The organism is Paenibacillus sinensis, assembly GCF_019904155.1.
Classification (GTDB): Bacteria; Bacillota; Bacilli; order Paenibacillales; family Paenibacillaceae; genus Paenibacillus_AQ; species Paenibacillus_AQ sinensis.
In genome coordinates this window covers 78,859-101,211 of the sequence record NZ_JAHCMB010000117.1, presented here as the reverse complement: position 1 = coordinate 101,211, position 22,353 = coordinate 78,859, and the positions used below count along the sequence as shown (strand labels likewise).

Below are 22,353 nucleotides of genomic sequence, written 5' to 3'. Positions count from 1 at the left end.
ACATCTCTCTTCAGGCCTTGCGCAGCCGGCTAAGGCGTGAAGACAGATGTTTCCGGGTTCCCTTTTCCCTATGAATCCATCAGGTCAACGAATGCTGGAGATCCTCGGCGGCGCAATTTTGCAGCTCATGCGAATGCCGGGAGTAGAAATTGATCTTTCCGTTCCGCTGTATCGGCTCCTGCCCAAGATAACTGCAGATCATATCGATATCATGCGATACCATGAGGAAGGTCATATGATGATGGGCATGCATATGAGTGATCAGCTCGAAGAACGCGGCCTGGGTTTCCGCATCAATCCCGACCGTCGGCTCGTCCAGAATGAGCAGATCGGGATGATTGATCAGCGCGCGTGCGAGAAAGACACGCTGCTGCTGCCCGCCGGACAGCATGCCGACCCGTTTATCCTGTATATTCTGGATGCGCATCACCTCAAGCGCGTCATCGCATTTGCGCTGCTGTTGGCGCGAGAGGCGCCGGAATATATTTTTATTGTTATACAATCCCGACATGACAACCTCGCGCACAGTAGCGGGAAACAGCGGGTTAAAAGCGTTCTTCTGCGGCACGTAGCCGATCCGTTCCCAGTCCTTGAACTTGCGGACAGACTCTCCGAACAGCTTGATATCGCCTTCCGACGGTGTAAGAAGCCCGACGATCATCTTCAGAAGCGTGGATTTCCCGGCTCCGTTCGAACCGATAATGCCGACAAAATCCCGCTCCCTTACCGTAAAATTCAAATCGGATATAACCTTCTGCTCTCCGTACGAGAATGAAAGGTTCTTGATTTCGATCATATGCCGATGGCAGTCCAGTGATTCCGGAAGCATGAGATATGCCCCCTTTCCTGTTGGCGTTCATCCTTATTTTAAAGCGAGAATGAGATTTTGCAAATTTTTCTCCATCAATGTATAGTAGTTCTCATTGTTCTTCTGCTGCTCTTCCGTAAGACCCTCCAGCGGATTCAGCACCATGGTGGATACTCCCGCCTCCGATGCGAGCGTTTTGGCCAGTTTATCCGACACCAGCTCCTCGAAGAAAATATAACGGATCTTGTCCTTCTTCACCATTTCCGCCAGCTTCACCAGATCCTGGCCCCTCGGCTCGGCGTCCGGCGACAGTCCCATGATCGCATGCTGTGTCAGTCCGTAATCCCGGCACAGATAGGCAAATGCCTGGTGGGACACAACAATCTCTTTGTTCGGAACCTTGGCTAATTCCGTTTCAAACTTGGCGTCCAAGTCCTTCAGCTTGCCGGCCACCGTCTCATACCGTTCTTCGTAATTCGCTTGATGAGCCGGGTCAGCCTTCACGAGGCTGTCCTTGATATTTTTCGCCATAATAAGCGCCGACTTCGGACTGATCCATGTATGCGGATCGGTGTGGAGCGTATCACCGGAGCTCTCCGCTTCGCTGCCGCCGTGGTCATGGCCTTCCTCTTCCTCGTTCGTCTTGATCAGATCCACACCCTGGCTGACTTCCACTGCCTGCACCTGACTGTCGCTCTCCAGCGATTTCAGGAAATTCGGAACCCAGCCCTCCAGTCCCGCACCGTTGTATAGAAACAGCTGCGCTTTGGACGTGTTCACGATATCCTGGCTTCGCGGCGTCCAGTCATGCGGCTCTACGCCGACCGGCAGGAGGTTGATTGCATTGACATCGTCTCCGCCGATTTCCTTGGCAAATTCATATATCGGGTAGAATGTCGTCACGACGTTAACCTTGCCTTCCACGATCGTTCCGCTGCTCCCCCGGCCGCATCCGGCCAGCATAACCGCCAGCAGTACAAAAGGCAAAATCCGGCTCAACACCCATTTTCGCTGCATAATCTCTAGTGATCCTCCTAAATCGTAATCCTTACTGTTCCGAATTATAATAGTAATCATTACGATAAGTCAACGCTTTACTAAACATTTTATACGGAATCCGGCGGTTTATACTTAACCTCTTAGCTTCCTTATTGAACCCCACTATTAGACTTCATAATTAAAGCGTTCTTTCCCCACCAAACCATATTCGTCCTCCCAAAAAAACAGAGACCCCTTCGGGCGGTCTAACCGCCCGGGATCTCTGTTACTAATGCTGCTTCCTTGCTTGTACGGCAATATGTTCAACCGGCAGCTTCCGGCATACTACTCTTCCCAGCCGGATGATTACTTGACAATTGCGCCGTTCGGCATGGAATCCGGCACGGTCGCAACCGTGAGCTGGTCGCCTTTGGATGCTGCCAGAATCATGCCCTGCGACAGCTCGCCGCGCAGCTTCACCGGCTTCAGGTTCGTGATGCAGATCACCTTGCGGCCTACCAGCTCTTCCGGCGTGTAGAACTTGGCGATGCCCGATACGACCTGGCGCTGCTCATATCCAAGATCCAGCTGCAGCTTCAGCAGCTTATCCGCCTTCTTCACCGGCTCGGCGGCGATGACCTGCGCTACCCGCAGCTCACATTTGGCGAAATCGTCGATGCCGATTTCCTCCTTATGCTCCTCCGGCTCTTCTGCCGCCGGACCTGCACTCTCGGATGCGGGCGCTGCGCTCGCTTCCTCCGCTTTCTTGCCGCCGCCCATCGCCGCCGCGATGTAGGCGACTTCCTGCTCTACATCGAGGCGCGGGAAGATCGGCGCCCCCTTCACAAGCTTCGTTCCGGCCGGGATCAGGCCGAACGTCTTGCCGCTGTCCCAGGCGGTCAATTCGCCCGCCGGAACACCGAGCTGCTCCCAGATCTTCTCGGGAGCCTGCGTCAGGAACGGCTGCAGCAGGATCGACGCGGTGCGCAGGCTTTCCGCCAGATGTCTCATAGCGGAAGCAAGTTCACCGTTCTTGCTCTCATCCTTTGCCAGCACCCACGGCTGGGTCTCGTCGATGTATTTATTCGTCCGGCTGACGAGCGAGCCGATAGCGGACAGCGCGATGGAGAACTCCATTTTTTCCATAGCCTCTTCCACCTTGGCATATGTTGTGCTTACCATGTCCTCCAGCTCGCCGTCGAATGCCGTCACCCGGCCTTCATATGCCGGCAGCTCGCCGCCAAAATATTTGTCGATCATGGCGACGGTGCGGTTCAGCAGGTTGCCAAGGTCATTCGCCAGATCGTAGTTGACACGATCCACGAAGCTCTCCGGCGTAAATGTGCCGTCAGAACCGAATGGAACCTCACGCAGCAGATAATAGCGAAGCGCATCAAGGCCGTAACGGTCGATCAGGGTTACCGGGTCTACAACATTCCCTTTGGACTTGGACATTTTGCCGTCCTTCATCAGCAGCCAGCCATGCGCGAATACCTTCTTCGGCAGCGGTTCGCCCAGCGCCATCAGGATGATCGGCCAGTAGATCGTATGGAACCGGACGATTTCCTTGCCCACGATGTGGACATCGGCCGGCCAGTATTTGCGATACAGGCTGTCGTCCTCCGAGCCGTAGCCCAGCGCTGTAATGTAGTTCGTGAGCGCATCGATCCAGACGTATACGACATGCTTCTCATCGCCCTTGACCTTGACGCCCCAGTCGAATGTCGTACGGGATACGGCGAGGTCCTCCAGTCCAGGCTTGATGAAGTTGTTGATCATTTCGTTCTTGCGCGATTCCGGCAAAATAAATTCCGGATTCTCTTCGTAGAACTGGAGCAGCCGGTCCGCATATTTGCTCATCCGGAAGAAGTAGCTTTCCTCTTTGACCAGCTCGCAGGGATGTCCGCTGTCCGGACTTTTGCCGCCGATGATTTTGCCGTCTTCGTCGCGAACGATGTCGACCAGTTGGGTCTCCGTATAAAAGGTTTCGTCCGGAATGCTGTACCAGCCTTCATACTCCCCTTTGTAAATATCCCCTTGCTGAAGCAGCCGGTCAAAAATATCCTGAACGACCTTCTTATGCCGCTCCTCCGTTGTCCGGATGAAGTCGTCATTGGAAATGTCGAGCTTCTTCCACAAATCCTTTATGCCGACCACGATATCGTCGACGAACTGCTGAGGCGTCTTGCCGGCCTCCTCCGCTTTGCGTTCGATCTTCTGCCCATGCTCGTCCGTACCCGTCAGATAGCGCACCTCATAGCCGCGCAGCCGTTTGTATCTGGCCATTGCATCGCCGGCAACCGTAGAATACGCATGCCCGATATGCAGCTTATCGCTCGGATAGTAGATCGGTGTCGTTAAATAAAATGTCTTCTCCTGGCTCATTTCCGTCATCCTTTCTTCATTGCCAAAATAAAAAAACTCCCGGCCCCTATTGGGGCGAGAGTTATCTCACGCGTTACCACCCAAGCTTCCCCGTGCTCCTCACGGAGCGCAGGCTCAACCGGTTCCATCCACGGAACCGCCCATTAACGCTGGATCACGCCGCCGGCTTATCGAAGGTCTGTGTTGACGCTGCCTTCTGACTCGCGGGCGGTTCCTCCCGGACCATCTTCCACCTGATCTTCCAGACCGGCTTGCACCTGCCCCGGCTCTCTGTACTGGCGTCCCAGATCTACTCATCCGTTCCTTGGAAATATATATAGCTTGTATTCATCACTGAAAAATATACCCAAAATATGGCCGCTGTGTCAAGTCCGCCCCGCCGCTTCACGGCGGCGGCCCTCTCCCTTCGGCTTGGCCGGCGGTACCGGATCAAGCCCTCCCGGGTGAAAGGGATGGCACTTGGCGATTCGCTTCGCTGCAAGCAGCGAGCCCTTGACCGGTCCATGCACCTCTACCGCCTCCAGGGCATAGGCCGAGCAGGTCGGATAGAACCGGCAGGTCGGAGGCTTCAGCGGCGAAATAAAGCGCCTGTAGAACCGGATCGGCGCCTGAACCGTTCTTCGTCCGATCCCCATATTAATGTTCCTCTTCGCCGTGTGCAGTGGTCTTCAGCTCGGAAGCGGCCTCTTCACACTCACGGCAATAGCCGAACACTTCGAATTTATGCTTGACCACCCGGAACTGCTCCGGCGCATCTGTCATATTCATCGGGCAGAATGATATCGGGTAAGTCTTCTGACACTGCAGGCAGATCATATGATGGTGATGATGATCCTGGCTGCAGCTGGACTTGAATTTGATGCCGTCCTCAAAGACAATCTGTTCCAGCACGCCGAGCTCCTCCATTACCCGCAAATTCCGGTAGACGGTATCAAAGCTAAGCCCGCTGTACTTGCGTTCCATATGCTTATAGACATCCTTGGCGGACAAATATCCCGATGTTTCGCCGAATAATTTGGCAAGCGTCTTGCGCTGATCGGTGATTCGCAACCCCTGCTCCGACATAGCCTGTAAAATTTCGTCTGTCGACAGCATTAGCTCATCTCCTACTGCTCCGATTTCATGGGTACGGCCCATCTATTTATAATGACTCAAAAGAGGGCCGACGTCAATGAAGTCCATCTCTATCCGTTCGCTCTTCAACATCGATCCATTTGTCATTTCCTGCAAAAATAAACCGGCAGGCCGCTTGTTGCAAAGCGGGCCTGCCGGATGAGTAATGAGTTCGGTATGCTTAGTAAGCCTTTTGTTCCGGAAGCGGCATGAACAGCAGATTGACCGGAAGATTGCTTCCCGAAGCTGCGGTGAAGACAATTTCTACCGTCTGCTCCAGATTTCCTGTACGGTACAAGACGCTGGTCTGGTTCGGAGCGTCGACCGCACCGGAATTCGGCGCTTCGATAATATTGCCGTTGATCAGCAGCGGTCCTTGATATTTGCCACCCCGCGGATTGAGCGTGATCAGCGTGTTCGGAGCAACATGGCTCAGTGTAATTTTGTATACGACGCCAAAGTTGCCCGAATTCGATGCGTCAGTTCCGGACAAAGGATCTGTTCCCGGCAGATTCGGGTCACTGTTGTTATCGCCGATAACGAGACGGGAAGGCGTTGCCCCTACCGGATCAGTCACATTAATGATACGGTTGGCATTTGGATAAGTGCCGCGGTTATGGACGCCGTCCCGGTCCAGATAGCCGAGCGTCGGCAGTGTCAGCAGCGGATCTTTGTCCGAGTCAATCATGATTACGGAATACTTCACCGGATAATCGCTAAAGACATCGGACATCAGCGAGATAACCTGTCCGGGCTTAACGGTCACGCTATTAATCGTGGTCAGAACAGCCTTGCTCTCTCCAGGCTGGAGAGTAACGGTGGAGGTCGCGTTTCCGGTCAGCATGGATTGGAAGTACGTATCGATCGATTTTTTACCCGTAGCCGTTGGATATTCGCTCGGTCCGCCAAATCCGGAGTACTGTGTCGTAATATTGGCCGGATAGATGTTGTCATTGGTTGCGATGACGTACATCTTCTTATTGGTTGAAGTCGAGTTCTTATGATGCACCATAATCCGGGTGCTGCCCATTGCTGTCTCCTGATACATAATGCCGTTCGAATATACGGTTTCCGGACTGTTGCTTCGAATCAGCGTCACCGGTTCAGAGCTGGTTGTATAAGCGACCTTGTTCCAGCTTGGAATTTGCGAACCGTCGAATGCATACAGGTCACCGAGCGGAATGAACAGCTTGTTGAAATCATTCTGTGTATACAACGTCTCGTTCGTAACGTTGATTACTTTCTCAAACGTACTGCTGAGACCGTGAGTGTCTGTAACCGTCAGTTGGATGGCTACAGGACCCGGGTTGAAGAACGCCAGCGCCCGGTTGTTCCAGGACTCGGTCAATGCGTCGCCGTCAGGGTCTGAGCTCAGATCGGTAATTGTAATGGGCTCGCCCATTTTGTACTCATCCTTGTTGGTTGTGAACTGCGCCACAGGGGGCTGATTAGGCTTCAGAACCGTAATCGTCACCGAATACGGATCACTCCAGAGGCCGTTGGAATCCATTACGGAATATTTCACTGTATAGAAACCCGGCTGATCGAAAATCTCCTGACGCCCTTCCCATTGCTCCTGAACAATCGTCGCACCATTGGAAGCGCTGTTGTAGGTTACGTAACTGACGTTCGTCTCTCCGGCAAAAATCTCCGCCGGCTGCACAGTAAATGACGCCTTCGGTTTCGTCTGCAGATTTATAGTGACACTCTTCTGCACATTATCCACAGAGTACTTCAGACCAAGCGCCTGAGTAATCGACGTGAGTGGAATCATGAAGGTATTCTTATACTGGTATGCCGGACCTTTCATCAAGGTAGACTTTCCGTTGACGGTATACCATTTGCTGTCGGTCTTGAACCGAAGCTCGTTGCCGTCTTTCATAATGATGGTTTCTTTCGTCTTGCCATTGTATGTGAGCGTCAGTCCTACCCGCTCCACCATGGCGCGGATCGATACATAGGAGACGCCATTCTTCACGGCCATCGGCTGTGCAGCCAAATATTCCTGACCATTCAGATACATTTTATTGCTGTTCATCATAAGGACCAGCTGGCCCACACCTGCATTGCTGGCCGGTACCGGGGTTACCGGAGTTGCCGTTGGAAGGGCATCTGTTGCTGTCGGAGATGGAGTGGCGCTCGGAACTTCCGAGCTCGCAGATGCCAGCGAATCAGCGGAAGGCTGGATATCTGTTCCGGTTATTGGTGATGCGGTTACGGCTGATGGCGACGGTGAAGCGGTCGGGACGGCTGTGGAGACCGCCGTAGGTGAAGTGCTGGAAGTTGCATCGGCTACCTTTGATGAGGTTTCAGTACCGACAGCAGTTCCTTTGACAGTGTCTGCAGACATGGCAAGAGCCGGCACTGCAGAGGCAACCTGTGCCACAATTAGTGCGGCTGCTAAGGTCAAGGTTCTAAGATTCATGGTATGACTCCTTCTGCTCCCATTTTCTCAATAATGGATCTCTATTTGTGCATGAATTGCACGATAAATAATTCCAAGCCAAAACACAGCCGACCTCCCAAGGCGGCATGAGCTTCGGTCTTGGCATCCCCAAAAACAAAACATACTATTAGACGCAAAGTCTGGGAAAAAGTTTCATTTAATATAAAGAAAATAATTATGTGTGTAAACTTTAACATAAGTATTGTACTATCAAATGTTTATATCCGGATTCTGCAAAATGCTGATGTTCAAATTTACTTTTTTTGATTTCCTGGGAAATCAAAAAAATCGGAACCCCTCCCGGAATTCCGATTTCCCTTTATTGTTATACTGCCTTATATGTTATACCGGAGCGGTCTGCTTTCGTCCTTCTTCAATAAGCTTATAAGCCCGGTCCACTTCGCCCTGGCCCGGAGAAGGAACGCCTTCGAGCTCGTATGGACGGCCAAGCTCCTGCCATTTATAAATCCCCATTTGATGATATGGCAAGATTTCAAACTTCTCAACGCCGTCTAACGTACCGATGAACCGTCCAAGATTAATCAGGTCTTCTTCTTTGTTGTGAATACCCGGTACATAGACGTGGCGGATCCACATTTTCCGACCGTGATCAGAGAGCCAGCGCGCCAGCTTCAATGTGCGGTCATTGGATTTCCCGGTCAGTTTAATATGCGCTTCATCATCAATATGCTTGAGATCGAGCAGGACCAGGTCCGTTACATTCAACAGGTCGGTTATTTTCTCACCATCATTATAGCCGTTAGTATCCAGTGTCGTATGAAGCCCCCACCGCTTCTTCACTTCGGTGAACAGCTGCTCAACAAATTTCGCCTGAAGAGTCGGTTCGCCACCCGACACGGTCAAGCCGCCGCCGGATGTGCGGTAATAGTGCACATACGGTTCAATTTCCTTCAGCATTTCTTCAATCGTGACTTCCTTGCCTTCGTTCAAGCCCCAGGTGTCCGGATTATGGCAATATTGACATTTCAGCAGGCATCCCTGCATGAACAATACAAATCGGATTCCAGGCCCGTCTACGGTTCCGAATGTTTCCAGAGAATGGATATGGCCTTTCAGCATATGAGGTCATCCTTTCCGCTCGACTGACTGCAACTAAATTAGTTAAAATTTTAACGTTCTTGATACAAGATTTTACCGCCCTTGATCCAAGGGCGGTATCACCTTGTCACTTACTGCATTTTAAGAATTGTACAGATCAGATAACTTACATCGAACCATGGAACGTACGGCTGATAACATCCATCTGTTGTTCGCGAGTCAGCTTGATGAAGTTAACCGCATAACCGGATACACGTACAGTCAGCTGCGGGTAGTTCTCTGGATGATCCATAGCGTCCAGCAGTTGTTCACGGTTAAATACGTTAACGTTCAGATGCTGAGCGTTGTTGTGGAAGTAACCGTCCATCATGGACACCAGGTTGGATTTACGGGATTCTTCGTCTTTACCAAGCGCCTTAGGCACAATGGAGAACGTATTGGAAATTCCGTCTTGGCTGTCAGCGTAAGGCAGTTTGGCTACGGAGCTCAGGGAAGCCAGTGCGCCTTTCTTGTCGCGTCCGTGCATCGGGTTAGCACCAGGTGCGAACGGTTCGCCTTTCTTACGGCCATCAGGAGTAGTACCAGTCTTCTTGCCATATACAACGTTCGAAGTGATTGTCAGTACCGATTGGGTCGGCATTGCATCACGGTAAGTTTTATTCTTGCGGATCATAGTCATGAAGGTTTCAACCAGTTCAACTGCGATGCTGTCAACAGCATCATCGTTGTTGCCGTACATAGGGAATTCGCCTTCGGTTTCGAAATCAATAGCAATACCTTGTTCATTGCGGATCGGTTTAACTTTTGCATACTTGATCGCGCTCAAGGAGTCAGTGGCAACGGACAGACCAGCGATACCGCAAGCCATCGTACGCAGGATGTCACGGTCATGCAGCGCCATTTCAATCCGTTCGTAGGAATACTTGTCATGCATGTAGTGGATGACGTTCAGTGCGTTGACATAAGTCTTAGCCAGCCATTCCATCATCGGTTTGAAGCGTTTCATGACTTCTTCGTAATCCAGATACTCGGAAGTGATACGCGGGAATTCCGGTCCGACTTGTGCGCCGGATTTCTCATCCACACCGCCGTTGATTGCATACAGCAGAGCTTTTGCCAGATTGGCACGGGCTCCGAAGAACTGCATTTGCTTACCGATGCGCATTGGGGATACACAGCAAGCGATCGCGTAGTCTTCACCCCAGAACGGACGCATCAGATCGTCATTTTCGTACTGAATGGCGCTAGTTTCGATGGAAACCTTGGCACAGAATTTCTTGAATGCTTCAGGCAGTCTTTCAGACCACAGAACAGTCAGGTTCGGTTCCGGAGCCGGTCCCAGGTTGTACAGGGTGTGCAGGAAACGGAAGCTGTTCTTGGTTACACGAGTTGTTCCGTCTTCGGACATACCGCCGATGGATTCTGTTACCCAAGTAGGATCGCCAGAGAACAGATCGTTATAGTCAGGCGTACGCAGGAATTTAACGATACGCAGCTTCATTACAAAATGGTCAACCAGTTCTTGTGCTTGTTCTTCAGTCAGAGTGCCTTCTTCCATATCGCGTTGTACGTAGATGTCGAGGAAGGAGGATACACGTCCCAAGGACATTGCAGCACCGTTCTGTTCCTTGATTGCAGCCAGGTAACCGAAGTATACCCACTGGAAAGCTTCCTTAGCATTGTTAGCAGGCTTGGAAATGTCAAATCCGTGAGCAGCCGCCATTTCTTTCAGTTCGCCCAGAGCGCGAATTTGTTCGGACAGCTCTTCGCGAAGACGAATTACGTCTTCAGTCAGGGAATTCACTTCAAGCTCAGCCAATTCCTGTTTCTTGGTTTTGGCAAGGAAATCAATACCGTACAGAGCAACGCGGCGATAGTCGCCGATGATGCGGCCACGGCCGTATGCATCTGGAAGACCAGTGATAACGCCGGATTTACGCACAGCTCTCATTTCAGGTGTATATGCATCAAACACGCCTTGGTTATGCGTTTTGCGGATATTCGTGAACATTTCAACAATGCTGTTCGGAAGCTCGAAGCCATAAGCTTTAGTGGCGTCGACCATCATTTTGATACCGCCGAACGGCTGGATGGAACGTCTGAAAGGAGCGTCAGTTTGAACACCGACGATCTGTTCCTTGTCCTTGTCGATGTAGCCAGGTTTATGGGAAGTGATTGTGGAGACCGTGTTCAGATCAATATCCCAAACGCCGCCTCTGTCTCTTTCTTCCTTGCTCAGTTGGGAGACAATCTTCCACAACTCTGTCGTGTTGTTGGTCGGACCAACGAGGAACGATTCATTACCTTCGTACGGCTTGATGTTCTTGGAAATAAAATCATTGACGTTAACTTTCTTGGCCCATTTGCCACTTACAAAATTGCGCCATCCCGACTTTACGTCTTTTACTTCTTTTTCAATCACCGACATGCTAATCCCTCCATATATTTATATGATTTGTAGAGATCGCGGGCTTGAAGGTTAATCCCGTGTCTCGTGATCCCAAGCTGATGTTTGTAACATATTTCACATTTGCAATTCTTATAACTGGGACCTTATATAAACATCTTAGTTTACTTTCCAAAAGAAAACTGTGACAAATATCACTTTCACAAGCCTAATTAGTGATATTTGTCACCATATTTAATGTCCCAGCCTGTTACCAATGCAGTGCCCGGATTCTGGCACTAAACCTGACAATCCGGGCACTGTTTCTTCATATAATATTCGTTAAAAATTAGTTGTCGAATTTGCCGTAGAATGCGTTGCGGTATACGTCGGCAAGCTCGGTTACGAGCGGCAGCTTCGGATTGGCAGTTGTACATTGGTCTTCAAACGCACGGTCTGCCAGATAATCAACACGGGATTCGAAGTCCTTCGGATCGAAGCCCAGGGCTTGGAAGGATTCTTCGATACCCAGCTTCTTGTTCATTTCGCGGATCGCGTTGATCAGGCTGGTTACGCCTTCTTCCGTCGTGCGAGCCGGCAGTCCCAGAATGCGGGCGATTTCGGCATAGCGCTCGTCGGCTACGAAGTGCGAATATTTCGGGAACGAAGCGAACTTCGTAGGTTTCTTTGCATTGTAACGGATAACGTGCGGCAACAGGATAGCGTTGGTGCGTCCATGAGCCGTGTGGTACTGACCGCCCCATTTGTGCGCCAAGCTGTGGTTGATGCCCAGGAATGCGTTCGCGAATGCCATACCAGCCAGCGTCGATGCGTTGTGCATTTTTTCGCGGGCAAGCTTGTCGCCGGTCAGAGCGGATGCCTCCAGGTATTGGAATACCAGTTGGATAGCTTTGATGGCCAGACCATCACTATAATCGCTCGCCATTACGGAAACATAAGCTTCAATCGCATGCGTCAGAACGTCCATACCGGTATCGGCCACGGCAGTCTTCGGCAGGCTGTATACAAATTCCGGATCGATGATGGCTACGTCTGGAGTCAGCTCATAATCGGCCAGCGGATATTTCGTGTTGTTGCCAGTGGTTTTGTCAGTGATAACCGCGAAGGAAGTAACTTCCGAACCAGTACCCGAAGTAGTCGGGATAGCAACGAATTTCGCTTTGTTGCCCAGTTTAGGGAATTTGTATACGCGCTTGCGGATATCCATGAATTTCTGTTTCAGACCTTGGAAGTCAGCATCTGGATGTTCGTAGAACAGCCACATGCCTTTCGCAGCGTCCATTGGGGAACCGCCGCCCAGTGCGATGATGCAGTCCGGTTGGAATCTGTTCATCATAGCGGTACCTTTTTCAACTGTAGTAGTCGACGGATCCGGTTCAACTTCCGAGAACACTTCAATAGCTACAGGAGTCTGACGTTGACGCAGGTAGTGCTCAACTCTTTCCACATAGCCCAGTTTAACCATCATCGGGTCGGTAATGATCGCAACGCGAGTGATGTCAGGCATTTTGGCCAGGTATTGAGTAGCGCCTTTTTCGAAGTAAATCTTATCCGGTACTTTAAACCATTGCATGTTCACGGTACGACGATTCACCCTTTTCACGTTGATCAAGTTGATTGCGGTAACGTTCTGCGATACCGAGTTGCGGCCGTAGGATCCGCAGCCCAGAGTCAGCGAAGGGATATTCGTGTTGTAAATGTCGCCGATCGCGCCATGCGTGGAAGGCGAATTAACGAGAATACGTCCGGTCTGCAGACGGTTGGAGAACTTCATGATAACTTCTTCGTTGTTCGAGTGGATAGCCGAGCTGTGGCCCATGCCTCCGAATTCAACGATTTGAGCAGCGCGCTCGATACCCTGATCAGCGTTCTTAACTTTGTAGCAAGCCAGAACCGGGCTCAGTTTCTCAGCGGACAGCGGGTACTTCGTACCTACGCCTTCCAGTTCGGCAACCAGAATCTTGGTTCCTGCCGGTACTTGGATTCCGCACATTTCGGCGATCTTCGTAGCGGATTGACCTACGATTGCCGGGTTAACTGCGCATTTCTCAACATTCATAGCGCCGTTGGTCAGCTTGGCAGCTTCGTCTTTATTTACGAAGTAGCAGCCGTTCGCGATCATCTTCTTCTTAACTTGGTCGAAGATAGCTTCTTCGATGATGACAGCCTGCTCGGATGCGCAGATCATGCCGTTGTCGAATGTTTTGGAAAGGATGATGTCGGTAACTGCTTGGTCGATGTCCGCGCTCTTCTCGATGAAGGCAGGAACGTTACCAGGACCTACGCCGAGAGCCGGTTTGCCGCAGCTGTATGCCGCTTTAACCATTGCAGCACCGCCTGTTGCCAGGATCAGAGCCACGTCCGGATTGTTCATCAGGGCGTTCGTCTTGTCCATCGTCGGCTGTTCGATCCATTGGATGCAATTCTCAGGAGCGCCGGCTTTTACCGCTGCATCATGCAGGATTTTTGCCGCCGCGGCGCTACAAGCTTGCGCCGACGGGTGGAAACCGAATATAATAGGATTACGTGTCTTAATCGAAATCAACGCTTTGAACATCGTGGTGGATGTTGGGTTGGTTACCGGTGTGATACCCATTACAATACCGACCGGTTCAGCGATCTTCTGGAAGCTGTCGTAAGAGTTGTCTTCAATAACCCCTACTGTCTTGTCGTACTTGATTCCGTGCCAGATATATTCAGTGGAGAAAATGTTTTTTGTGATTTTGTCTTCGTAAACGCCGCGGCCTGTTTCTTCAACAGCCAGTTTTGCCAGGTACATATGCTTGTCGAGACCGGCCAGCGCCATAGCATGCACAATGTTGTTCACTTGCTCTTGATCAAGAGCCATGAAAGCTTCTTGAGCCTTCTTTGCTTTATCCACCAAAGTCTGAATGTACTCTTCAGCGGTTGGTTGCTGTACCTGGGCGGCCACTTCATTCTTAACTGCCATTTCCCTCGTCCTCCTGTCAATTTGTGGTGTTTCCTCTCTACACACTGATCATAACATATCATGTACGTCTTGTATAGTGAAATCTTTCACAAAGTATAAATTTTTTTTGATCAGTTTTCAAAGCGCTTACATTTCGGGTATTTTACCATGGTGACATTAGCCCTACAATGAAGCTTTTGCTTAGGGAAAGTGGACTGCCGTGCGCGAATCTTTTTTTCACCTTCCCCAAATTCCCACATTATGGTTCTTGCAAATTAGTCCGGTAAGCTAATACTACTATTTTTAAATATTCAAAAGTTTTTATTAAAAAGTAGATTCATAGCAGGCATTTGCTTTTCTTGAGCCTATTTAAGCAACTTGTATGACGTTTAGCTGCTAACCGCCACATCCCAATAATTAAGAAACGCAAACAAACGCCGCTGACGGGCGTCCCGGGTTTTCCTATGGATTAGTTCCTATTCGTCTACATCCTCATTGCTTCATTATGTATACTTCTACTCCTCGGTGACGCCCGGCGTTAGCGCAGCATGCACGAACTGCGATTGCCATTATGATGATGTTTTCTCTTGCTCCTCAGGCCACTCTATCACTTTCTAGTTGCCTAAGTCATTCCCATCATTTATAGTAAAAAAAACTCCTTCGGAGCGACAGTTTACCCGCATATTGCGAAAACCTATTAAATATGGCACTGAAATTCCGGCTTTTTGAGTGAAATTAATCACAATGTTGAAATTTAGACACTATTTTTCGAGTTTTTTTCAACGCAAAGTCAGGAATTCATTGTATAATTAATTTAAAATTTATTGAAAAACTGAGGGAATAAAGGGGATATCGATTATGAAAGAGCATACGAATGTTATCGAGGCCCATGGCAATACGAACTGCTTCTCCGAACAAAACTTCAACCGACTGCTTGTGACAATGAAAGATCGTCTGGTTCCGGAAGGATCGCATTTGTTCTGGGAAGGCGATTATTCGGATAAGCTGTTCTATCTGAAGCGGGGACGGGTCAAGCTCACTAAATCCACGGACGAAGGCAAGGAACTCATCCTTTATATGTATCAAGCCGGCGATATGGTTGGCCAAGCGGATCCTTTCTTCAGCACCAAGCACAGCTTCACCGCCGAAGTTATCGAAGAAAGCGAAGTCGGCGTTATCGAGCATAAGGATCTGGAGATCCTGATCTGCCAGCACTGCGATTTCGCCATCGATTTCATGAAATGGATGGGCATTCACCACCGGCTTACCCAGACCAAGTTCCGCGACCTGATGATGTACGGCAAACCGGGTGCTCTGTGCTCCACGCTTATCCGGCTCAGCAACACCTATGGCGAGAAGAACGGCGATACAATTCTGATTAACAAAAAAATCACGCATACCGACTTGTCCAACATGATCGGAGCGACGCGGGAGAGCGTTAACCGGATGCTCAGCGATCTCCGCAAGAAGGATGCCGTCGAGTATGAGAATGGCATGATCGTTATCAAGGACCTGGAGATGCTTCAGGATATTTGCCACTGCGAGCTGTGCCCTAACGAAATTTGCCGGATCTAGAACTCATTCAAGTTTAAGAAATTGGGATTTCTCCCTTTCTGAAATGGACAGCCTCGCTCGATTTCATTCAATTTCGTGTTGCAGAAATACGAATCAGCTGCCGTCTAGTGATTACCCTCTTTACACCTCAGTGAAACATACACACTCGTATATTTCGGCTCGTGTCAAGGAAGCCGAACAGCGCCCCCGCAGGGCGCTTTTTTTATGCGATAAAGTCTTCTGAATATGCAATCAAAAAGGCCGCTCCAGGCCCCAAGAGGGACATGCAGCGACCTAAAACTACCTATGACCTATGGAACAGTACGCATCTCTTACTTTGCTTGACCGGAGGAGCCTCGGCGTACCGGGGAGATCAGCCAGTATGCCATTCCGACGAATACACCGCCTCCGACGATGTTGCCCAGCGTGACGGGGATCATGTTATGAAGCCAGCCGGCCAGTGTAACGGTCTCCGGATGGTTCGGCAGCAGCAGGGCAACGCTCAGCAGCGTCATGTTGGCGACACTATGCTCATAGCCGCTGGCGATAAATGCGAGCAGACACCACCAGATCAGCACAAGCTTCGCACCTTCGCTCTTAGCGCGTGAGGACATCCAGATCGCCAGGCAGACGAGCCAGTTGCACAGAATTCCCCGGAAGAAGAGCTCGGAGAACGGCAGACTCATCTTTTTGGCCGCAGAGGCGAAGATCAAATGGTCCGGTGCGGCAGCCTTGAACAATCCCGTTCCCTGGATAAGCCAAGCCAGCAGCAAAGCGCCGATCAGATTGCTGATAAAGACAACGATCCAGTTCTTAATGGTATCCCATACGCTTGTTCTGCCCGCCAGAGTGCTGACGGTAAAAAACATATTATTGCCCGTAAACAGCTCGGAGCCGGCAAAAATGACAAGCGTCAGCGCAATCCCAAATGTTCCCCCCATAACCAGAGGCTGAAAAGGAGACTTGGCCGCAGCCAGAGGCGCTCCAAGGGTGAAGATCAAGATGATGCCGATGCCGACATACGCGCCAGCCAGCAGCGCCGCCAAGGCATACCTCGGCAGACTTTCATTCATTTTATCCCGTTTGGCTACCGCCGCTTCAATAATATTCTCGACACTCTGCGTAAACATGTAACTACCCCCGCCCTATTTTCTCGTACTTTCCCCTCTAAATACCGATTGCGATTTCATCTCCGTTCACATAAACCGGGAAGACTGCGGCCTGACCTTTGTCGGGTGCCTGGACTTCGCCAGTGCGAAGATCGATCTTCCAGTCATACAAAGGATCATACAGATAGTACCCGGATACGATCCCTTCAGCCAGCGGACCGCCCTTCGGGTGCGGATTCCGGTTCTCCAGAGCATAGAATTCGTCTTGGGAGGTGCGGAAGACCGCGACCTCCCTGCCTTCAATGACGACCACACGGCCGATCTGTCTCAAATAATCCTCCATATGGCCGGCCGCATAGACCGCTTTAGCTGTATCCATCGTGCTCTCTCCTTTTCCCGGTAATGGCTTAACGGATCTCCGCATGCTCGAACAGAGCGGTGCGGGTCTTATCGTCGTTCAGCATTTTTTTCCAAGGGTCCTTGACTTGTGCAAGTGCGAAGTCGATCCGCTGCGCAAGCGCGCGGCGTTCCTCCGGTTGATCCAGAATAACCGATTTGATCTGCTCAAGTCCTATGCGCTCCACCCATTCGGAAGTACGTTCAAGGTAGTTGCCAGTCTCCCTGTAGTACTGCATAACCGCAGAGCAAATTTCCACCAGCTCATCGTCCGTCTTGACCTTGCTCAGCGAATCCGCGATGCGCGGCTTGATGCCGCCATTCCCGCCGATAAAGATCTCCCATCCGCCGTCGTTGCCGACGATGCCGATGTCTTTGGTGCATGATTCCGCGCAGTTGCGAGGGCAGCCGTTGACCGCCATTTTAAATTTGGCCGGGAAGTCGAGACGCTCGTATTTCCGCTCCAGCAGAGCGCCCATGCCGAGCGAATCCTGCGTGCCGAACCGGCAAAACTGCGAACCGACACAGGTCTTTACTGTACGCAGCGACTTGGCGTAGGCATAGCCGGAAGGCATATCAAGCTCTTCCCATACCTTCGGAACATCTTCTTTCTTGACGCCGATCAAATCGAGACGCTGACCGCCGGTTACCTTGACGACCTTGACGTCATATTTAATGGAGACATCCGCGATTCTCTTCAGATCCTCCGGCGTCGTTACGCCGCCGTACATCCGGGGAACGACGGTAAAGGTGCCGTCTTTCTGGATATTGGCGCTCATCCGTTCGTTGACAAAGCGCGATTCCTTCTCGTCCTCATGCGTGTCGGGATAAATCATACCCAGGTAATAATTAATGGCCGGACGGCATTTCGAACAGCCTTCCTCCTGCTTCCAGCCAAGGACGTTCATGACTTCCTTCGTCGTAGTCAGCCCTTTGGTCTTGATCTCGGCAACAATCTCATCCCGGCTCAACGTTGTGCAGCCGCAGATTCCCGTCTTGGCGCTCTGCTGGAAGCCGTCTCCCAGCACATATTGGAGAATTTGCTCCACGACAGGCTTACAGCCGCCGCAGGATCGGGTAGCTCCTGTGGACGCTTTGATCTCGTCGACCGTTGTAAATCCGTTATCCTGAATGGCGTCTACGATCGCTTTCTTCGTTACGCCGTTGCAGCCGCAGACAATCTCTTCGTCGGCCATCGTTTCAACAGAGGACGCTTTCTTCGCACCGCCGCCGCAGCAGCCGGTTCCCATAAGCTCGCCGTAGAGTTCATCCGTCATCTCGGCGCCCGTCTTGACCAGCTTCTGCAGGTTCGCCGATTCAGTTACATCTCCGAACAGGACAGCACCGACGATCACACCGTCTTTGAGCAGAATTTTCTTGTATGTGCGCTTCCAGTCGTCTTTCGCGGCAATGACCGTATGCTCCGCCGTATCGATGAATTCGCCGGCCGAGAAGACGTCGACACCGGAAATTTTCAGCTTGGTCGATACGACCGAGCCTTCATACGGAGCGGTATCCACACCGCTCAGATGCTTGGCCAGGACGCTGCCTTGTTCGAACAGCGGCGCCACGAGGCCGTAGCATGTTCCCCGGTGCTCCGTGCATTCGCCTACCGAATACACATCCGGCAGCGAAGTCGCCAAATAATCGTTCACCACGATTCCGCGGTTCACGTCGATTCCGCTGTTCTTCGCCAGCTCCACATTCGGCTTGATGCCTACCGCCATAACGACGAACTGGGCTTCCAGTTCCGTGCCGTCACTGAATCGCAGTCCGCTTACCCGGCTGTCCCCGGTCAGCTCCGCCGTCTGCTTGCCCATGGCGAATTTCACGCCCTGGCGTTCCAGCTCCGCTTTCAGCATCGTGGCCGCAGTGTGATCGAGCTGGCGTTCCATCAGGTCCTCCATCAGGTGGACGACCGTAACGTCCATCCCCAGATTCACTAGACCTTTGGCCGCTTCAAGGCCGAGAAGCCCGCCGCCGATAACAGCCGCTTGCTTGTAAGACTTGGCGGCAGCCAACATCTGCTCGCAGTCGGCGATATCCCGGAATCCCACAACGCCCTCTTTATCGCTGCCGGGAATCGGCAGGATGAAGGAATTCGAGCCGGTGGCGATAATGACTTTGTCGTAAGGGAAGACATGACCGTTCTCCGCGACAACCTGGCGGGCCTCTCCGTCAATCCGGACAGCCCGTGTTCCGGTGTGCAGCTCGATGCCGTTATCCTTGTACCAGTCCAGGTCATTCAGGATAATATCATCGATCGTCTTGCTGCCTTCGAGGACATAAGACAGCATAATGCGGTTGTAGTTGGGATGGGGTTCGCTGCCCAGCACCGTGATGTCGTAGGCTCCGCCCAGCTTCATGATCTGTTCAACCGTGCCAACGCCGGCCATGCCGTTGCCGATCAGCACCAATTTTTTGCGTTCGGTAGTCATTCTCGTCTCCTCCTCAAAGCGTTCACTCACAGCTCTCAGTTACTTTATAGTGAGATTATACGGTTCAAATTTTAAGCATACGCGTGACCGCTATCACACCAATAGTGAATAATTTCACAACATTTTGTAACAAAAGGAAGGGACCTGCCTATTGACAAATGTCAGGCTCACGATCACAGGTACATCTATTTCCCAATTGTGGAGACCCTGCGGAGAATCCGTGGAGAACTCATGCAAAGCGTATCATGGAGAATACATGGGGAACGTATGGGAACATATGGAGACTGACGGAGAACGCATGGGGAACCATATGGAGCACTACGCCAAAAAAGCCGCCTTCCGGAGTCCGGAATAGGCGGCTGCAAACCTCACGCATTATTGATAACGAGGGAACAGGATATTGTTCTCCAGATGGACATGCTCAAATGTCATTCCTTCAAGCTCCTCCAGCCGGGCATAGGTCAGCCGGTAGGTGGTGCAGGCATGTGCCGGCGGCTGATAATCGTTCGTAACTTCGCGAAGCTGTCTGAGGATATTCCCAGCGGCGTCATGTTCCTCTTCCAGGTGGACAAAGCTCTCACGCAGTGAGGCCAGAGCAGCGGCATCTCTGCCGTTCTCATAATCGGCAATCGCCGGAAACTCATGCTCTTCCTCGTGTGCGGTATGCTCCAATAGTTCGCTCTTCAACTGATTGAACAAGCGGTACACCTCTCCCAGATGCGGAGAATCTTCGCCGTGCACGCGGAATACCTTGGTGACATTCTGTTCGATCAGCGGCAGTTCCTGGCGCAGGTAGGCATGATGTTTGTCAATAATATGAGAGATCAGTTGTGAAGTTGGAGCTTCATTCCAGGTATAATCTTCTTCGAGTACAGGGTAGGATTCAAGCAGTCCGTACAGCTCACCGATGACGGCGTCTGTCTGCAGGCCCTTCTCCTCCGCAGCAGTCTTCAAGGGCTTGGCGCCTCCGCAGCAGAAGTCGATTTTCTTCATTTTAAAATAGTCCGATGCTTTCGGAAATTGCAGGACGATATCTTTAACCAGTGAATCGGGTTGAAATACAGGTTGTTTAACGGCCATGACGTTCTCCTCCTCATAGGTAAGGTTTGAATCTTCCTCTTAACCTTACCTCCTGAAGACAAGCGGGCGAGTGATCGCAATCACGCCATTTCCGTCAAGTTGTTGAACGTGTTCTTAATGCACATATGCATCCATATAAGTACGTCTGCCCTCCGCATCTTTCAAATACGGACCGAGTCCGGCGAATTTTGCTTCATTGACATATACGCCCGTCATCCATCTTCCCTCCGTCAGACCGCCATCCCATTGCAGAATAATATCCGGAGCCGAAACCCATTCCTGATAGACCCGAATGCCGGTATCGGTATAGGCTTTCCACGGTTTGCCCAACTCGCGCAGCCGGGCATTGTGAACAAAAGTCGGAACGAAATAGGCCGCGATCATCTCCAGCTCTTCTCCCTCCAAAAAGGCTTCACCGCCCAAAAAAGGATGCAGCAGCATCGTCTTCTCATACAGCGACCAGATGACCACCTGAAGCAGCAAACTTTGTCTTCTCCCGTTGTGAAACGTGTAGGTGCGCTGCTGTCCTTCCGTCTCCGGCTGGCCGCGCTGCCCTTGCTCCAGACAATGCCGCTCGCAGCCGATGCACTTCCAGCCGGAGGGGCCTTTGATCCACTTCTGAAAAACCGTGCCTTCCCCGTACCCTTTATATAAGGAGGAAATAATTTCGTAGGGCACTCCAATCGTCCGGTCCCACACCGATGACGGAAGATGGCTGTACAGCATATGCAGGACCTTGTCGTACATTAGCTGGACCTTGACGGAAGCCGATTCGAGTTCAGTCACTTCCGCCTGTTCATAAGGAGCTTCTCTCGAGAACAAAATGGTCTTCATTATGCTCGCCTCCCTAAATGTTCCCGCATCAAGCAAGGAACCGGTTTGGAAACCTCTAGCATTCAAAGGGAAATGGTGACCGGCCGATAGCCAATAACGAAGCGGTGGACCTTGAGCAGCATTAGAGAAATCGCTTTCAAATAGGCGGATATTGTTTTCTATAATATTACCGGTTTGCAAGGATTGTGCAAGACTTTTTTCCGGGCATGAGGTATGCAGTACGTGGTGTTGTGTGTGAAAAAAAACTAGCGCCGAAACCGGCGCCATTTGGGTTTGGGCTAAAGCCCGTCTACGGGCTGCTCGCCCCTGCTGCTGTTAAACTCAATCAGCTGCAGCCTATTCTACTATCTTTTCATTTTACCCGCTTAGCCTATTCTACCCATTTTGCCTATTCTACCCACTTTGCCTATTCTACCCACTTTTCGGCCCAGCTCTGAATCTGCTGCATGACCGGCTCCAGCGCACGGCCTTTCTCTGTCAGCTCATACTCGATGCGCACCGGGGTCTCCGGATATACATGTCGGACCAGAATTCCTTCACTCTCCAGATCCTTCATGCGCTCCGACAGCATTTTATCGCTCATCAGAGGAATCAGGCCGGAGATATCCTTGAACCGCTTCGGTCCGCTCATCAGCGTCTGGATAATAAGGCCGTTCCACCGTTTCCCCAGAAAAGAGAAAGCCGACTCAAATCGCGGACACATCGTCAGTTGATGCTGCTCCATTGTTCTTCACCTCTCGCTCAAGAAAACTTACGTTTAGTTAGTATATATAATTTTAGCATATTTCATCCCCGCTGAACATTGCTTGCCAGAAAA

At 51.2% G+C, this 22,353-nt stretch carries 16 protein-coding genes; 1 reads left to right on the top strand and 15 read right to left on the bottom strand.

The genetic code is table 11. From position 1 onward, the window contains the following. Nucleotides 1-79 precede the first annotated feature (79 nt). From KIH86_RS12245 to adhE, 9 genes are all read right to left on the bottom strand, one after another. Entirely contained in the window at nt 80-829 is a 750-nt protein-coding gene (locus KIH86_RS12245) for a metal ABC transporter ATP-binding protein (RefSeq protein WP_223086229.1), read from the bottom strand. A 33-nt stretch (nt 830-862) separates the two neighbouring features. Further along, nucleotides 863-1,825, bottom strand: coding sequence for a metal ABC transporter substrate-binding protein (locus KIH86_RS12240; protein ID WP_223086228.1), 963 nt, complete (start codon nt 1,823-1,825; stop codon nt 863-865). Between the two features lie 327 nt (nt 1,826-2,152). After that, nucleotides 2,153-4,171, bottom strand: coding sequence for a methionine--tRNA ligase (gene metG, locus KIH86_RS12235; RefSeq protein ID WP_223086227.1), 2,019 nt, complete (start codon nt 4,169-4,171; stop codon nt 2,153-2,155). 365 nt (nt 4,172-4,536) lie between these two features. Continuing rightward, a complete protein-coding gene (gene yidD / locus KIH86_RS12230) occupies nt 4,537-4,806 on the bottom strand; it encodes a membrane protein insertion efficiency factor YidD (RefSeq protein WP_223086226.1) in 270 nt (89 codons plus the stop codon). Nucleotide 4,807: 1 nt separating this feature from the next. Next, nucleotides 4,808-5,266, bottom strand: coding sequence for a Fur family transcriptional regulator (locus KIH86_RS12225; RefSeq protein WP_223086225.1), 459 nt, complete (start codon nt 5,264-5,266; stop codon nt 4,808-4,810). Between the two features lie 199 nt (nt 5,267-5,465). Then, nucleotides 5,466-7,709 (bottom strand): copper amine oxidase N-terminal domain-containing protein, encoded by a 2,244-nt coding sequence (locus tag KIH86_RS12220; RefSeq protein ID WP_223086224.1) that lies wholly within the window; start codon nt 7,707-7,709, stop codon nt 5,466-5,468. A 363-nt stretch (nt 7,710-8,072) separates the two neighbouring features. Then, nucleotides 8,073-8,810: a pyruvate formate-lyase-activating protein gene (gene pflA, locus KIH86_RS12215; protein ID WP_223086223.1), complete on the bottom strand. Its 738-nt coding sequence runs from the start codon at nt 8,808-8,810 to the stop codon at nt 8,073-8,075. A 145-nt stretch (nt 8,811-8,955) separates the two neighbouring features. Then, the gene (gene pflB / locus KIH86_RS12210) at nt 8,956-11,217 is read right to left on the bottom strand and encodes a formate C-acetyltransferase (RefSeq protein ID WP_223086222.1); all 2,262 of its coding nucleotides are present in this window, start codon (nt 11,215-11,217) and stop codon (nt 8,956-8,958) included. Nucleotides 11,218-11,524: 307 nt separating this feature from the next. Next, nucleotides 11,525-14,146, bottom strand: coding sequence for a bifunctional acetaldehyde-CoA/alcohol dehydrogenase (gene adhE / locus KIH86_RS12205; protein WP_223086221.1), 2,622 nt, complete (start codon nt 14,144-14,146; stop codon nt 11,525-11,527). Between the two features lie 837 nt (nt 14,147-14,983). Between adhE and KIH86_RS12200 the strand changes: the two genes are divergently transcribed. Beyond that, on the top strand, nt 14,984-15,700 hold the full coding sequence (locus tag KIH86_RS12200) for a Crp/Fnr family transcriptional regulator (RefSeq protein WP_223086220.1): 717 nt from the start codon (nt 14,984-14,986) through the stop codon (nt 15,698-15,700). A 311-nt stretch (nt 15,701-16,011) separates the two neighbouring features. Here the strand turns inward: KIH86_RS12200 and KIH86_RS12195 are convergent, their stop codons facing one another. The 6 genes from KIH86_RS12195 to KIH86_RS12170 all read right to left on the bottom strand — a co-directional run bounded on the left by KIH86_RS12195 (nt 16,012) and on the right by KIH86_RS12170 (nt 22,260). Further along, complete coding sequence (locus KIH86_RS12195) at nt 16,012-16,809, bottom strand: formate/nitrite transporter family protein (RefSeq protein WP_223086219.1); 798 nt, start codon at nt 16,807-16,809, stop codon at nt 16,012-16,014. 37 nt (nt 16,810-16,846) lie between these two features. After that, entirely contained in the window at nt 16,847-17,167 is a 321-nt protein-coding gene (gene nirD, locus KIH86_RS12190) for a nitrite reductase small subunit NirD (RefSeq protein ID WP_223086218.1), read from the bottom strand. Nucleotides 17,168-17,195: 28 nt separating this feature from the next. Next, nucleotides 17,196-19,622 carry a nitrite reductase large subunit NirB gene (nirB, locus tag KIH86_RS12185; protein WP_223086217.1) on the bottom strand — a complete coding sequence of 809 codons (2,427 nt, stop codon included), beginning with the start codon at nt 19,620-19,622 and terminating at the stop codon, nt 17,196-17,198. A gap of 375 nt (nt 19,623-19,997) precedes the next feature. Next, entirely contained in the window at nt 19,998-20,702 is a 705-nt protein-coding gene (ric, locus tag KIH86_RS12180; RefSeq protein ID WP_223086216.1) for an iron-sulfur cluster repair di-iron protein, read from the bottom strand. Between the two features lie 114 nt (nt 20,703-20,816). After that, nucleotides 20,817-21,536 (bottom strand): hypothetical protein, encoded by a 720-nt coding sequence (locus tag KIH86_RS12175; RefSeq protein WP_223086215.1) that lies wholly within the window; start codon nt 21,534-21,536, stop codon nt 20,817-20,819. A gap of 406 nt (nt 21,537-21,942) precedes the next feature. Beyond that, nucleotides 21,943-22,260 (bottom strand): winged helix-turn-helix transcriptional regulator, encoded by a 318-nt coding sequence (locus tag KIH86_RS12170; protein ID WP_223086214.1) that lies wholly within the window; start codon nt 22,258-22,260, stop codon nt 21,943-21,945. Between the last annotated feature and the right edge of the window lie 93 nt (nt 22,261-22,353).